A 13,061-nucleotide genomic window follows, 5' to 3' on the forward strand; every position below is an offset into this window, starting at 1 on the left:
CTGCCTGCGCTGCGCGCTGCTGAATATTCGCAATCAATGCAGATCTGAACGCCGTATCACGCCAACGCCCAGACCTTCGATGAACAGTTCCTGCTCGGTCAGATCGACTTCAATCGGTGCGAACTCGTCGTTCTCGGCAATCAACCAGACTTTATTGCCATCCTTCCGGAACCGCTTTACCGTCACTTCTTCCCCCACCCGGGCGACGACCACCTGGCCGTTGTGGACATCCTGGGTGCGATGAACAGCTAGCAAATCACCATCCAGAATGCCGATATCCTTCATACTCATGCCGCGCACCCGCAGCAGATAGTCTGCCGTGGGCGAGAAGAAATCTGGCTGCAGTGTGCAATGATCCTCTATGTGCTCCTGGGCCAGAATGGGACTACCCGCCGCGACCTGGCCAATCACCGGCAACCCGGCATCTGCTTCGGACTCCGGCAGGCGGATACCGCGGCTGGCACCCGGCACCATTTCAATGGCGCCCTTTCTGGCCAGCGCCCGCAAGTGCTCCTCTGCCGCATTGGCAGACCGGAACCCCAACTCTTTCGCAATTTCGGCGCGGGTTGGCGGATACCCCGTTTCATCAAGGTATCGCCGGATGATGTCCAGCACCTGAGATTGTCTTGCGGTCAGCTTCATGTTTTGCTCCGGATGTTGATCCTGGTTTTTTATACAGTGATTCGACTATATACAGTGTTTTATCCAGTGTAAAGTCCTGCGCGGGGTTTTCAGAGCTGTAACGGGCAGCGGGTAACCGGTATGTTAAAGTAACTGTAAATCTCGCCAGGGACACATCGCATGCAAGGGAACAACGGAAATCGATGCAAGCTGCCGGAAAAGCAGATGAATCAGGATGGGCAAGAGCGCAAGGTGGGCGTGGAAATCGAGCTTTCCGGCCTCACGTACAATGATCTGGTAAGTCACACTGCCCGTTTGCTGGGCGGTGAACCCAAGCTGGAATCCCGATACGTAACCCGAATTGAAACGCCCTCAGGCAGCTTCACCATTGAACTGGATTCTGACCCCATCAAGGATCTCGATCTTGCCGATGAACGGCTACCCGAGTCCATCCGGGAGCTGGGTAGCCAGGCCATGGAAGTGATCGATTTTGCGGCAGAGCGGATTGTTCCGCTGGAGATCGTCAGCCCGCCACTGCCGATGACCAGCCTCAAAGACATCGAGTTGCTGGTCAACAAGCTAAGGGATCTGGGGGCGGAAGGCAGCCGCCAGACCCTGTACTTTGCATTCGGCCTGCAGCTCAACCCGGAACTTCCGGATCTCGAACCCGGAACACTGGTTCGCTATCTCCGTGCCTTCGCCATTCTGTACGAGTGGCTCAAGGCACGGCACCAGTTAGACATCAGCCGGAAGTTCACCCCGTACATAGAGCCATGGAGCAGCCGGTATGTCGACCGGCTTATGGCGGCTGACTATCAGCCCGATATGGATACTTTGATGCGGGACTACCTTCACTACAACCCAACCCGCAACAAGGCACTGGATTTGCTGCCCCTGTTTGCGCACCTGAACAAGCCGTTGCTCAACCAGTACGTTACCGATCCAAGAGTGAAAAGCCGCCCGACCCTGCACTACCGGCTTCCGGACTGCGATATCGACAACCCGAACTGGCACTTCTCGACCGTGTGGAACGATTGGGTGGTACTGGAACAACTGGCCAACCACCCGGAGGATCTGGAAAAGGCCCGTCAGGCGTTTTGCGACGCACGAAAATTCAGCCTGCACAACCTGACCCACCCCTGGCTGGATACCATAGACCAATGGCTGCGCCAGCACGGTTATGTCTGAAGCGGGCGCCATTCCCGAACACCCAGGGCTGACCATCGGCATCAGCGGGCCTGCCCGGCGCAGCCTTGCCCACCGCCTGATCAGTTTCGGTCTGCGCCTGCAGGGCGCCCGCACGCATTACATCCGGCCCGGCGATCGCAGCAACGTTGCGCTGCTTGATGGCCTGGTGTTGTCCGGCGGAACCCATGTTCACCCGGAGCAATACGGGCAGCAGCCTCAGGTAACCGCCCGCTATGACCTGAAACGGGATGCCACCGACCGCCGCCTGCTGGAACAGGCAGAACGCCTGAACATCCCTGTTCTTGGTATTTGCCGCGGTGCGCAGCTAATCAATGTCTTTTATGGCGGCTCTTTGTGCCAGAACGTGACGCCTCTGAGAGTACACACCCGGCACCGGCCCCTGCTGCTGCCCCTGCAAACCGTGAGGCTGGTTCGCAACAGCCGCCTGGAACGCCTGATGTACAGCCATGTTATCGGAGCAAACCGCATTCACAGCCAGGCCATCAAACGGCTTGGCCGAAATCTTCGGGTAACGGCGGTCGACAGGGATCTGTTCGTACAGGCTTTTGAGAATATGGGCGAACAATGGCTGCTGGGCGTTCAGTGGCACCCGGAATACCTGCTTTACCACAAAGGCCACCGGCGTATTTTCAGCGATTTGGTACAGGCTGCCAGTGCCAGAAAGCTTGAGCGCCTGAGCAGCGCCGACTCTGATCCGGGATTTGATCAGCCAAACACCGGATTTTAATTCAAGGAGAACGAATATGTCTGAATTCCGTAATGCCCTCTTTCTGGCGACCGCACTGGCAAGTGCTCCCGTCATCGCCACTGCCGGTGAAGTCAGCCTCAGTGGCGAAGGCCTGGTGCGCTATGAGCCCGACAGCGCGCGGCTGCAATTTACGGTCACTGCCGAACACACCAACCCTGCCAGAGCCTCAGAGCAGGTATCGGACATCATGGCCGGCTGGCGCAAGGCCATCGAACCACACCGGGGCCAGCTTGAGGACTATTCTGATGCCGATATCAGTGTGTATACCCGCTCGGTACCTGCCCGGGAGAAAGACGCCAAACCCGATAGCCTTTCAGTGGCCAGGCAAACGGTCAGCTTCTCAATTTCCGATCTTGCACTGATAAATCCGCTGCTGGCTGAAGCCAACAGCCTGGGCCTGCAATATCACCTGGGTGCCAGCCAGTTCTATCACTCCCGTGAACAGGAATTTGAACAGCAGGCCCTGGGCCGGGCCATTGCCGATGCCCGAAGCCGTTGTGAATTCGTTGCCAGCCAGTTGGACAAGGAGTGCGGCGAGATCAAAACACTGAACGTGAATGGCGGCCACCGGCCTGCGCCCCTGATGATGGCAGAAGCCAAAATGGGCGGAGATGCCGTGTCCAGCGTTGGCCCCCGTGAAATACGCGCCAGCGTGCACGCGGTGTTCGAGCTGGATTAGAAGTTTCTGGTATAGAACAAGTCCAGAGAGGCCGCCAGCCCGCTGGCGGCTTCAAGATAAAAGTACCGGCCCAGATCGTAGCGCAGGGCCACGGTGGTAATGGGCTCGAAAATGCCAACCCCGTAGCGCAGGCTCAGTTCATCGGTCAGGTAGCCGCTGGCAACAACGGCTGCCTGGTCCCCGGAGCCTTCCGCTTCCAGCGTCAGATTGCGGATTCCCAGCTCATCGCCGACCCCCTGGGTAAACTTGTTCGCCTGGGTCAGCCCCAGTGAAATTGCTGCCCGGCTCATCTGCCCGTCATCGGCCTGCCCTCTGGGAGCCCGCCCGAGAATAACGTAAGACAAGGCATCACTCTGGGGCATGGAGGGCTCGGAAAACACGTCGGTTTGTGGCGCATCCACCGGCCCGCTCAGGCGGATTCCGGCAACCACAGTATCCACTTCACGCACGGCTTCTATGTCCAGGTATGGCCGGGTTAGCGAGCCGACAAACAGAATTCTTGCCCGGCGCAGATCAAGCTCCTGCCCGAACGCCTCGTAGCGGCCCTGTACCAACTGCAGAGAGCCACGGGTGTCCATATTGTTGCCGATGCGCAAGGTGCCCTCCAGATTGCCGGTAACCCCGAATGCATCGAATGACACCTGATCTTCACCCACCACAACCGTCACATCCATGTTCATGGCCCGAATGGCAGGCTCTTCCCGCTCCACACCCACAATGATCTCGTCGTCCGACACCGACACGGCCGAGGGCGGCACACCCTTGACGAGAATCTCGCCCTGGGGCACGTCTACCCTGCCATCAACCGTCAACTCGCCATTGCGGAACGCTACATTCAGATCCGGCCCCACCTCAAGCCGTGCATAGGGCTCCAGCGTTACCGGCAAACGGTCACCTTTCAGGTTCAGTGACAGCTCCGGAGCCCCTTGCCATGCCAGCGTTCCGCTTACCTCTCCGGTACTGCGGTCGTTGCTCTTCCAGCGCCCGCTGACATCCGCAGACTGGCCCTGAAACTCAAGCGCCACCACCAGGTCATCGATAGGCAGCGGCAGGCCGGGGTCAAAAATCCGCCCCCCGGTCAGCGCCAGCTCACCGCGCACATCGGGCTTCATCAGCGGGCCTGAAATCTGCCCCTGGCCATTTACCTGCCCCAGAATCTCCTCAAGGCCGGTAAAGGCGGTTAAAAATGCCAGATCCAGCGATTGCACATTGAAGGTGCCCTGCACCGGCCGGTCTTCGGCCGTCGGATCTACCGACAGGTTCAGGCTAAGATCCCCCAGCTCCGGCCCGGCAAAGCCCAGCCGGATATCCGCCATGGAGGGAACCAGCCCCGCCTCCAGAACCAGCGAGTCGTGGCCGATGGTATGCCAGTCATCCAGAACAAGTACCCGGAACTCTCCGGCCCCGGCATCAATACGAATGCGCCCGTCCGGCCCCTGATCCGCCAGGCGCATTTCCAGTTCCGCGCTCAGTGAAGCGTTCCACTGAAAGGTTTCCGGAAACAGCGGTGCCAGCGCCTGTGTCGGAAAATCCCGTACCTGATACGCCAGACGGGTGTCAGGCCACAAGGCCTGATCGCTGGCGCATACCGAGCTTTCCTGCCAGCGCCAGCAATGCTGCCCGAGGGTGAGTTTGCCATCCACGAAGGCCAGGCCTGCGGCATTCGCCAGCTTCCAGTTATGGCCCGGGCCAGACACCTGGATATCGCCCCGGCGAACCCGGCCCCGCCAGTCCTGCCAGTTGTCAGCCAGAGCCCCGGCCAGCCCCAGCTTTACGCTCAGCTCCGGGTGTTCAGCTTCAAACGACAGCGAATGCTCGCTTTGGGTGCCGCTGACGGTCGCCGAAAGTCGGCTGAGAGTCTGCCCCGCGGCCTGCAAACCACCGCCATCCAGATTGGCATCCAGTCGACCGGCGCTGTCCAGTGTTGCCTGCAGTTGCAGGGTGTCTACAACAAACTGGTCTGCCCAGGCCAACTGGCGGGCATCCAGAGTAACCTCACCCGCCGGTTGCTCAACCGAGCCGCTCACCTGCACGTTACCCGTCACCCGGCCAGACAAGGTTTCAAGCAGTTGTTCCGGGGCAGGAAAATCTAGCTGAACGCTGGCCGCCAGGCTCTCGCCATAGCGCCCCTCGGCATTGAGGTTGTTGTCACCGACAGACACTGCCAGATTCTCGACACGCCAATCATTGCCTTCGGTAGACAGGCGCCCTTTGGCCGTTGCCGGGCGGCTCTGCCACTGACCTTGCAGATCCAGGCTGGCGACCAGCTCCGGCAGCCCGGATTCGCGCATCTGCCCGCGGGATGAAACCTGGCCGTTCAGGCTGCCCTGCAACAGCGGAACCCAGTAACCGGGGTTAAACCTGTCGAGCTGCAACCGGGCATCCCACCCCAGCGAACCGGCAATAGCCAGCTCGGCCTCGCCAGACAGGGAGCCTGCACCGGTTGTCATATCCAGGCGGGTGATTCTTACGGTTTCCAGATCGCCATTCAGCCGGGTGGCCAGCCCGGCCTCCCCGAGGGGGCCTTCCACCTGGGCATTCAGCGCCGCCCGGTAGTCTCCGTTACGATAGTGCACCTCGCCATCCAGCCGCTTGAGGTGCACCGGCGGTTCGGCCAGTTCCGGCACCAGGCCATACCAGGGAAACTGATCCAGCAGAAGCTCGGCATCTGCTTCAATACCGTCCGCCCAGGACGCCTGCCCTCTGGCCTCGAACACCTCACTGGCGGCATCGCCACCGCGAACACTGACAAGAGAAACCAGCGCATCGGACACACCTCCGGTGGTCACCAGGCCTTCCACCCGGGCCTTGACCGGACCGGTTGCCGCGGGCAAGGTCGCGTCCAGCCGGGTGTCAAAGCCCCCGGCAAGCGAACCGTCAAGCACCAGCTGCCAGTTTTCAAGCGTCAGCGTTTCCGGGACCAAAGCATGGGCATGGAACCGACCGGAGTTCAGGCGAAGGCTCAGCGGCAGTTCCGGCTCCAGGGGCTCAACCTCACCCTCAAACTCTGCAGCAAGATAACCCGAACTCTGCCCCGACAAACGCAGGTGCCGGACACTGCCACCAACCCCCAGGCTAATCTTCCACTCGTCTCCCTGTGGTGGGGGAAGCTGCGCCATCAGATCCAGCGTAACCGGCCAATCCCCACGCATCTCGACACGGCCACCGGCCTGAAGCAGTACGTCATCACGCTGATACAACAGTTTATCGAGATCCAGAGTAGCTCCAGACACCCGGGACACCAGTTCCGCCCGGCTCCAGACAAGACTATCGTTGAGGGTAAATCGCCCCACCTGCACGTTTGCCACATTCAGCGCCAGCGGAAGATTGATAGCGGGCAATTCAATGGCCTTGCGGGGCATTTCGTCCGCCGGTTCGCCGGATGGCTGAAGCACCACATCCAGCTGGCCAATCTGCAGGGTTTCCAGACAAAGCTTTAGTTCAAACAGGCAGGTTGGGGACCAGTCCACCTCGGCCGACTGCACCTGCACACCAACGCCATAGCCTTGCCAGACAACCGTTTCTGCCTGCCATTGGCCCAGTAAAGAGCCCTCAGCGCTTTCGGTTTGCAGCCCGGGAATTCGATCGATAACCCAGGCGGTGCCTGTCTCGCTTTTCAGGGCCAACAACACGCCAAGGCCAAGAATCAGCGGCAGCAAAATAACCACCAGCAATACCACCAGCGGCCAGAACCACCAACGCCGTCTGCCCCGTTTGGAACCACCGGCTTCCGGGGCCATGCCCTGCGCAGCATTGGTCATAATTCCGGCCCCATGGAAAAGTGAATGCGCCAGCCGCCGCCAAACTGTTCGTCCAGCCCTTTAGCGATATCCAGCCGCAAGGGTCCCACCGGGCTTACCCAGCGGATTCCCCCGCCAACACCGGTTGCCAACGGCTGGAACACATCATCAACCGCATTGCCCTTGTCCACAAACGCGGCGATACGCCAGCGGTCGGCAAACTCGTACTGATACTCAACACTGCCCACCACCAGATAACGCCCACCCACCGCTGTTCCTTCGCGGCTCAGGGGCGACAGCGACTCATACCGGTAACCACGCACACTCTGGTCGCCACCGGCAAAAAACCGCAACGACGGTGGCACCGCTGAAAACCGGTTGGTGGCCACGCCGCCGAAATTGAAGCGGGCCAGAAAACGTTGCTTGTCGGCGAGCGTATAGAGGCCCTTGGCCAGCGCATTCACATGCAGGATATCGGCATCTGAAAGCACGGCTCTGTGGGCGCCGGTCACGTCCAGTTGCAGCCGATAGCCCCGGGACGGGTCCAGTGGCGAATCGGCCTGAAGTTTCGAATAACTCACTCCGGGAAGCAGCAAGCTGGAGTTACCCTGCTCTACATCACCAATACTGAACCGCTCCCCTTCCCAACGCACAGACACCGTCTGCCGCCAGCCGTTGGAAAGCTGGTGGTTCCATTGCTGGCCAATCGTCAGCCGCTCAGACTCCACATCCTCAATGTCTTCGCGCTGGTAGCCGGCCCCAAAGCGGAAGGAGTCGGTCATCGGGGGATCCAGGGGGAATTCATACCACCCGCTCAGATTCTGCCGGGGCTCGGACAGCTCGGTATCCGCGCCACGCTTGTAGCCTCGGGCATTAATGTAGTGTTCACGCCAGTTGGCCCGCAAACGCGGCCCCACATCGGTGGAAAACCCGATACCGCCGGAAATGGAACGGGGTGGCCTTGGGGTAAGCCCGATATCCACCGGTATCACCTTGTCCTCGGCCCGGTTTGGCGAGGCATCGACATCGACACCCGAAAAATAGCCACTGTTAGACAAATTGTTGTTCAAATTGGCAATTTTGTCGGCGTGAAAGTACTCACCCGGGATGAAGGTAACAAACGAACGCAGCAGGTCTTCATCAAACCCATGGCCCTCAAGAAACACCACCTGCCCCAGCCGGTACCGGTCGCCGGTACGGTAGCGCAATACAATGTCGGCGGTATTGTCTTCCGGGTTCACCGTCAGGGTGCGGGTTTCAAAGGCACCATCAAAGTAGCCCCGGCGGTTGGCACGGCTGCTGATGGACTGGCGCAGCGCATCGTATTCACCGTGGTTCAGCACATCGCCTTCCCCGGGTACCTCCGGAAGGCCCTGCAAAAAGGCGCCATCGCGGTTGCCGGGCCCGAGTATTTCCACCTGCCGGGAGCGAATGCGCACCGGCTCGCCCGGCTCTACCGTAAGCATCAACCTGGCCAGGCCATCGTCACGCCCCGTTACCTGCCACTGGATAGACGGATTGTAATAACCCAGCGCCCGGAGCGCTTCACGCACCTGCTCCATCGCGGTAGGCGCATAACGGCGCAAACCATCGGCAGTGCGCCCTTCTACTTCCCCGACCAGAATGGCAGCGTTCTTTTGCAGGTTGTCGTGGTCGCCATTCACGCTCACCTGTACCTGATTGGCGAGCGCAGACCATGCCTGCAGCAACCCAACCAGAAGCAGTGAGCGCCAAAACAACCGATTGTAAAACCAAGATAACCGCATCAACTGAAGGACGTCCTGACCTGTAAACCGGAGAATTCCCGCACCCGGGCGGCAGTTTACCCCCAAGCACCGGCCAGCCGCCATGGCTGATCTCGTACCCTGTGTTCAAATACGCTAACCTGTCAGCCACTTAAGATGCACGAACAGGTTCAGCAATGCTCAAAATCAACCGTGACAATCTGCGAGCCAGCCATCAACTGACATGGTTCGTGATCGACTTCCTCATGCTAGGCCTGCTGATCATAAACCTGACGCTGATCATCTGGGACTCCATCTACAACTTTGTCGCGGTACAGAACCTGCTGCGCGAACATCTGCCAGCGGCGCATTCTGCCTACAACCCCGTTCACGAAAACTTCATTTTCTTCGACATGGTGTTTGTCGCAATCTTCCTCAGCGAATTCGTGCTGCGCTGGGGCTATTCGGTGAAGGCAAAGGTGTATGACCGCTGGTATTTCTATCCGTTCATTCACTGGTACGACCTGATCGGCTGTATCCCTGTTGGCAGCCTCCGCTTCCTGCGGGTTCTGCGGATTATCTCTATCGTGTACCGGCTGCACCAGTACAAGATCATCGACGTAACCAACACCCGGCTGTTCCAGTTCTTCTATTTTTATTACCAGGCTTTTCTGGAAGAATTGTCTGACAGAATCGTATTGAAGGTGCTCAGCGGTGTACAGGCAGAAGCCCAGCGAGGCTCACCGCTGATCGAACGGATTCAGGACGAAATACTCTATCCACGCCGGGAAATGCTGTCTGGCTGGTTGTCAGAGCGGGTTGCCCAGGCGGCACAACAAGGCTACGTACCAAACCGCGGTGCCCTCAGAGTTTATCTGGAAGAGCGGGTAGACCAGGCCCTGGCCCAGAACCACGAACTCTCACGCCTGAAATACCTCCCCGTGGTGGGTGGCACAATACAAGACACCCTGGAAAACGCAGTTGGCGATATCGTCGCCAACATTATTCATCAGGTACTCGAAGACCTGGCCTCCACCAGCAATCACGCGTTTATCGAAGATATCGTAAACGTATTTTTACCGGAACCCGGCCAGGAACACACAATCAGCCCGAACAAGGAAGCCCTGATCAGCCTGGTGCTGGAAATCATCGACGCCATAAAAGACCAGGTGCAGGTAAAACGCTGGCGGGAGAACCTGCCCTGATTTGGGGATGTGGGGTCTGACCCTCGCGGTCAAGGGGGTCTGACCCTCGCGGTCTGACCCCACAAGGCGCCTGAATCGCCCCAAAAGTGGCAGCTGCCATGGTACCCTTACGATCTCTTATTCACTCACCTTTCAGATCTACAAAGACCAACTTCAAATATGCGAGCCATTATCCGTACATTTTTTCGTCTGCTGCGATTAGTTTTGACACCTTTCATGCTGCTTTCTGAGAAACTCACCACGCCCGAGGCAATCACACGCTCACCGGAGCAGCAAGCTGCAATCGACAAGACAACTGAAGGCCTGGCGCTCTACCAGTTCCGCGCCTGCCCGTTTTGCATCAAAGTTCGTAAAGAAATAGCCCGACTGGGGCTGAATGTTGAACTACGCGATGCACAGCACAATGTTGAACATCGCGAAGATCTTATGAACGGCGGCGGTGCCGTTAAAGTACCCTGCTTATTGATCACCAATAACGCCGGCGAAAAGCAGTGGATGTATGAATCCGATGATATCAATACCTGGCTGAACCGGCAGTTTGGTTAAGGGGTCTGTTCTGGTGAAGGGGTCTGACAGCGAGTGTCAGACCCCGTCGATAACGAGGGTCAGACCCCGTTGTTAAACCTGGCAGCAGCCATTGCACGGCAAACAGAGCAACAGGCACTGGAACCCGGAGCGATGGTGCCACCGGGCAACCGTCTTTGAAGACAGCTACCAGGATTACAGGAATCTTGGACGGCGACGAGCGTCCTAGCTCCCGCTTCCCTTCTTTTTCTTATCAGCTTACCGGCAGTTTTGCTGAGGCCTTCATCCGCCTGAAATCCACGGATTTCCAGAAGTCTCGGTGGAATGCCGGCGCTGTTTTGCCATAACGCCGAAACAGGCGCAGCAGACAAAATGCAACAAGCCCAGGGACGAATCCTCCGGGCTTTTCGGAATCAGTGCTGGCTAAGCTGTGCCTGCCCATGATCATCCTGTTTGACTATGATCTGTTTTTGATATCACTCCAGCAGCAGATCCTCCATATCCACTTGCAGTTCTTCCGCGAGCGCCTTCAGAACCTTAGCTGAGCCAATCTTATTGCCCGCTTCAATCTGGCTGATATAGGATTTGCTCGCGCCAGCGGAGTTGCCCAAGGCTTCTTGGGTTAGACCGCGATACTCGCGCCAGATCTTTAGTGGGTGATCTTCTCGGGCGATAAGGCGAGCAACCACCTCAGCAGGTATCACTTCATCCTCACCGCTTACGAGCTCACGCATGGCTTCTGTTGCATCTGCTGTATCCCGCACATCTTCCGCGAGCTCTAACAATCTCAAGTAGTCGCTGTAGGGAAGCACGGCATACTCCGGCTTGCCTTCACGTTCAATTATTTGCGCGCTCATTTGTAAACATCTCCTTTTGAACCAACCTTCAGCACCAGAACCACCAGTTCTCCATCATCAATGCTGCAGATCGCCCTGTAGCTACCTTGTCTCAAGCGCCAGAAAGGTCCGCCCTTCATCGGCTTCCAATCGCCCCAGTATGCTTGCGGATCGCGGGCCATCGCCTCTAGCTCACCCTGCAGTTTTTGTGCCTGAGGCTTAGGCATTTTCCGGATCGCTTTCAACGCAGCCTTTTTATAGGTTAACTTGTGCATAGATACAGTTTACTTTCGAAGTTTACTTTTAGTCAACTTTTGCGAAGGTAGAGAAATGGGGTCTGACAGCGAGTGTCAGACCCCGTCGATAGCGAATAGCAGGCTAGTGCCTGTTCATAATCATCGGCAACTATTACAACCGGCAAAGGCCTCATACGTTCAACGGTGGCATTTCGCCCGTCGCCGCTGAGGAAAACCTTAAAATATTGTCCGGGATTAGTTGACCACTGCAGTCGGACTTCAGAGGGCCGGGGTTCAGGGAACTATAGGAGAGATGCGGAAAAAAATACGACAAGTGGGTCTGGCGGTTGCCTGGCATCATGCCCGAGCAGTGGACGCAGATTATACCGCGCAGGCTGGGAGCGTGGCAGGTCTTCTGGGCAGAAAACAGATAGCAAAATACCACCACATGGCCTTCGCGGAGTTCGGCATTTCACCAGACTCCTATGGCGGCACCTGGTTCGGCGCCATACCCGACAGTTGGGAGTTGGAAATGTATGGAAAGCTGTATTGCCACGACTGCGACCCGGTGGATTCGAAATGAAAATAGCCACATTTCTTCTCGTTGGCGCGATCATTTTGACGGGGTGCAGCTCTTCCACAAATAGTGTAAGTGCTGGTACCGGTAGATTCTTGTGCATACCCGAGAGCCATGCTGTAACAATACCCCTATCAGGAGGCTCTGACTCAGGCTTCGATCCAGAGGGGGGCGGCTATGGAACGAGTATTTTGATTCAGGCAGAAGAGGTGGCCCGTTTGATTCCGGGGTTTAAGGCCGAAATTGGTGTTGGTTCAAACGTCCGGTATCAGTCCCTATATGTCATGCTGTCGCCACGCTCCGAAGTAGAACGAGATCCGCTGATAGTCCCGGCGGGGCAAACTCTGGAGGAATCAGAATCCCTTGCCAGGGTGGAGTCTGATGCTTTTAATTGGCCGGTCGTCGAGCAAACTGAAGCGGGTCCGATCCATTGGGGTAGTTGCGCTGACCGCTTTACCCGGCCGGAGTCCTTTACTTGTATGCGAGATTTGCTTATAGACGATCTGGCGATGACCTACCCGATTCACCAGCAGAATCTCCACTTATATCCGGAGATTGACTCCATGCTGATGGACAAAGTCAAAGATTGGCGTTGCCCGTCGGGGAAAATACCCATTGAGCACTAACAAAGGCAACAGGCTAAGCTGTGCCTGTCCATGATCACATCGCGGGCAAAAGGGGTCTGACCCTCGCGGTCTGACCCCACAAGGCACCCGCGTTAAACCTTGGAGAAATGGGGTCTGACAGCGAGTGTCAGACCCCGTCGAAAGCGAATGTGCTGCATTCCGCGCTTCGTTCAGCCCCTTAGAGCAAGCAACGCTTCCAGCGTGTCTTCCGACAGAATTGCGGTGACCCAGATCTCCAACTGCTCGTTAGTAGCTGTAGATATGCGCTCGTCCGCCCAAAGCGGGATCGGGCCAAATTTGAGCTGAACCTGCTTTCTCAACATTCCTTCCATGCC

General features: G+C 57.7%; 13 protein-coding genes. 8 read left to right on the forward strand and 5 right to left on the reverse strand.

What is annotated here, in order from left to right; all coding sequences use genetic code 11:
- Positions 1 to 33: 33 nt before the first annotated feature.
- Complete coding sequence (gene lexA, locus C7H09_RS11230) at positions 34 to 642, reverse strand: transcriptional repressor LexA (RefSeq protein ID WP_106762605.1); 609 nt, start codon at positions 640 to 642, stop codon at positions 34 to 36.
- Between the two features lie 159 nt (positions 643 to 801).
- Here lexA and C7H09_RS11235 point away from each other — a divergent pair, with 159 nt between their 5' ends.
- Genes C7H09_RS11235 through C7H09_RS11245 form a run of 3 tightly spaced genes read left to right on the forward strand, consistent with a single transcriptional unit; the run spans position 802 to position 3,257 of the window.
- On the forward strand, positions 802 to 1,809 hold the full coding sequence (locus C7H09_RS11235; RefSeq protein ID WP_106762607.1) for an amidoligase family protein: 1,008 nt from the start codon (positions 802 to 804) through the stop codon (positions 1,807 to 1,809).
- Entirely contained in the window at positions 1,802 to 2,557 is a 756-nt protein-coding gene (locus C7H09_RS11240; protein WP_106762610.1) for a gamma-glutamyl-gamma-aminobutyrate hydrolase family protein, read from the forward strand. The genes C7H09_RS11235 and C7H09_RS11240 overlap by 8 nt, the downstream gene beginning before the upstream one ends.
- 16 nt (positions 2,558 to 2,573) lie before the next feature.
- Positions 2,574 to 3,257 carry an SIMPL domain-containing protein gene (locus tag C7H09_RS11245; protein WP_106762612.1) on the forward strand — a complete coding sequence of 228 codons (684 nt, stop codon included), beginning with the start codon at positions 2,574 to 2,576 and terminating at the stop codon, positions 3,255 to 3,257.
- On the opposite strand, the gene C7H09_RS11250 is transcribed toward C7H09_RS11245, so the two are convergent.
- Entirely contained in the window at positions 3,254 to 7,018 is a 3,765-nt protein-coding gene (locus tag C7H09_RS11250; RefSeq protein ID WP_106762615.1) for a translocation/assembly module TamB domain-containing protein, read from the reverse strand. The two genes, C7H09_RS11245 and C7H09_RS11250, sit on opposite strands and share 4 nt — an antisense overlap.
- Positions 7,015 to 8,763 (reverse strand): autotransporter assembly complex protein TamA, encoded by a 1,749-nt coding sequence (locus tag C7H09_RS11255; protein WP_206074317.1) that lies wholly within the window; start codon positions 8,761 to 8,763, stop codon positions 7,015 to 7,017. The genes C7H09_RS11250 and C7H09_RS11255 overlap by 4 nt, the downstream gene beginning before the upstream one ends.
- 155 nt (positions 8,764 to 8,918) lie before the next feature.
- Here C7H09_RS11255 and C7H09_RS11260 point away from each other — a divergent pair, with 155 nt between their 5' ends.
- The 3 genes from C7H09_RS11260 to C7H09_RS20410 all read left to right on the forward strand — a co-directional run bounded on the left by C7H09_RS11260 (position 8,919) and on the right by C7H09_RS20410 (position 10,631).
- Positions 8,919 to 9,926: a hypothetical protein gene (locus C7H09_RS11260; protein WP_106762617.1), complete on the forward strand. Its 1,008-nt coding sequence runs from the start codon at positions 8,919 to 8,921 to the stop codon at positions 9,924 to 9,926.
- A 159-nt stretch (positions 9,927 to 10,085) separates the two neighbouring features.
- Positions 10,086 to 10,472, forward strand: a complete 387-nt coding sequence (locus C7H09_RS11265; RefSeq protein WP_106762620.1) for a glutaredoxin family protein — start codon at positions 10,086 to 10,088, stop codon at positions 10,470 to 10,472.
- Positions 10,473 to 10,505: 33 nt separating this feature from the next.
- Positions 10,506 to 10,631 carry a hypothetical protein gene (locus C7H09_RS20410; RefSeq protein ID WP_276309316.1) on the forward strand — a complete coding sequence of 42 codons (126 nt, stop codon included), beginning with the start codon at positions 10,506 to 10,508 and terminating at the stop codon, positions 10,629 to 10,631.
- A gap of 296 nt (positions 10,632 to 10,927) precedes the next feature.
- Here C7H09_RS20410 and C7H09_RS11275 read toward each other — a convergent pair whose 3' ends face one another.
- Together C7H09_RS11275 and C7H09_RS11280 are read right to left on the reverse strand one after the other, a co-directional pair.
- Positions 10,928 to 11,308 (reverse strand): helix-turn-helix domain-containing protein, encoded by a 381-nt coding sequence (locus tag C7H09_RS11275; protein ID WP_106762625.1) that lies wholly within the window; start codon positions 11,306 to 11,308, stop codon positions 10,928 to 10,930.
- A complete protein-coding gene (locus tag C7H09_RS11280; RefSeq protein WP_106762627.1) occupies positions 11,305 to 11,562 on the reverse strand; it encodes a type II toxin-antitoxin system RelE family toxin in 258 nt (85 codons plus the stop codon). The genes C7H09_RS11275 and C7H09_RS11280 overlap by 4 nt, the downstream gene beginning before the upstream one ends.
- A gap of 364 nt (positions 11,563 to 11,926) precedes the next feature.
- Here C7H09_RS11280 and C7H09_RS11285 point away from each other — a divergent pair, with 364 nt between their 5' ends.
- Positions 11,927 to 12,106 carry a hypothetical protein gene (locus C7H09_RS11285; RefSeq protein WP_133166228.1) on the forward strand — a complete coding sequence of 60 codons (180 nt, stop codon included), beginning with the start codon at positions 11,927 to 11,929 and terminating at the stop codon, positions 12,104 to 12,106.
- Positions 12,107 to 12,291: 185 nt separating this feature from the next.
- Positions 12,292 to 12,726, forward strand: a complete 435-nt coding sequence (locus tag C7H09_RS11290) for a hypothetical protein (protein ID WP_133166229.1) — start codon at positions 12,292 to 12,294, stop codon at positions 12,724 to 12,726.
- The last annotated feature ends 335 nt before the right edge of the window (positions 12,727 to 13,061 follow it).

Origin of the sequence: Marinobacter fuscus, from assembly GCF_003007675.1 — a bacterium.
GTDB classification, from domain to species: Bacteria; Pseudomonadota; Gammaproteobacteria; order Pseudomonadales; family Oleiphilaceae; genus Marinobacter; species Marinobacter fuscus.

Bases quoted from the DNA above. Each gene is read 5' to 3' on its own strand.
- C7H09_RS11275 (WP_106762625.1), bottom strand. From the start codon at position 11,308: ATGAGCGCGCAAATAATTGAACGTGAAGGCAAGCCGGAGTATGCCGTG.
- C7H09_RS11280 (WP_106762627.1), bottom strand. From the start codon at position 11,562: ATGCACAAGTTAACCTATAAAAAGGCTGCGTTGAAAGCGATCCGGAAA.
- C7H09_RS11260 (WP_106762617.1), top strand. From the start codon at position 8,919: ATGCTCAAAATCAACCGTGACAATCTGCGAGCCAGCCATCAACTGACA.
- C7H09_RS11265 (WP_106762620.1), top strand. From the start codon at position 10,086: ATGCGAGCCATTATCCGTACATTTTTTCGTCTGCTGCGATTAGTTTTG.
- lexA (WP_106762605.1), bottom strand. From the start codon at position 642: ATGAAGCTGACCGCAAGACAATCTCAGGTGCTGGACATCATCCGGCGA.
- C7H09_RS11235 (WP_106762607.1), top strand. From the start codon at position 802: ATGCAAGGGAACAACGGAAATCGATGCAAGCTGCCGGAAAAGCAGATG.
- C7H09_RS11240 (WP_106762610.1), top strand. From the start codon at position 1,802: ATGTCTGAAGCGGGCGCCATTCCCGAACACCCAGGGCTGACCATCGGC.
- C7H09_RS11255 (WP_206074317.1), bottom strand. From the start codon at position 8,763: ATGCGGTTATCTTGGTTTTACAATCGGTTGTTTTGGCGCTCACTGCTT.
- C7H09_RS11245 (WP_106762612.1), top strand. From the start codon at position 2,574: ATGTCTGAATTCCGTAATGCCCTCTTTCTGGCGACCGCACTGGCAAGT.
- C7H09_RS11250 (WP_106762615.1), bottom strand. From the start codon at position 7,018: ATGACCAATGCTGCGCAGGGCATGGCCCCGGAAGCCGGTGGTTCCAAA.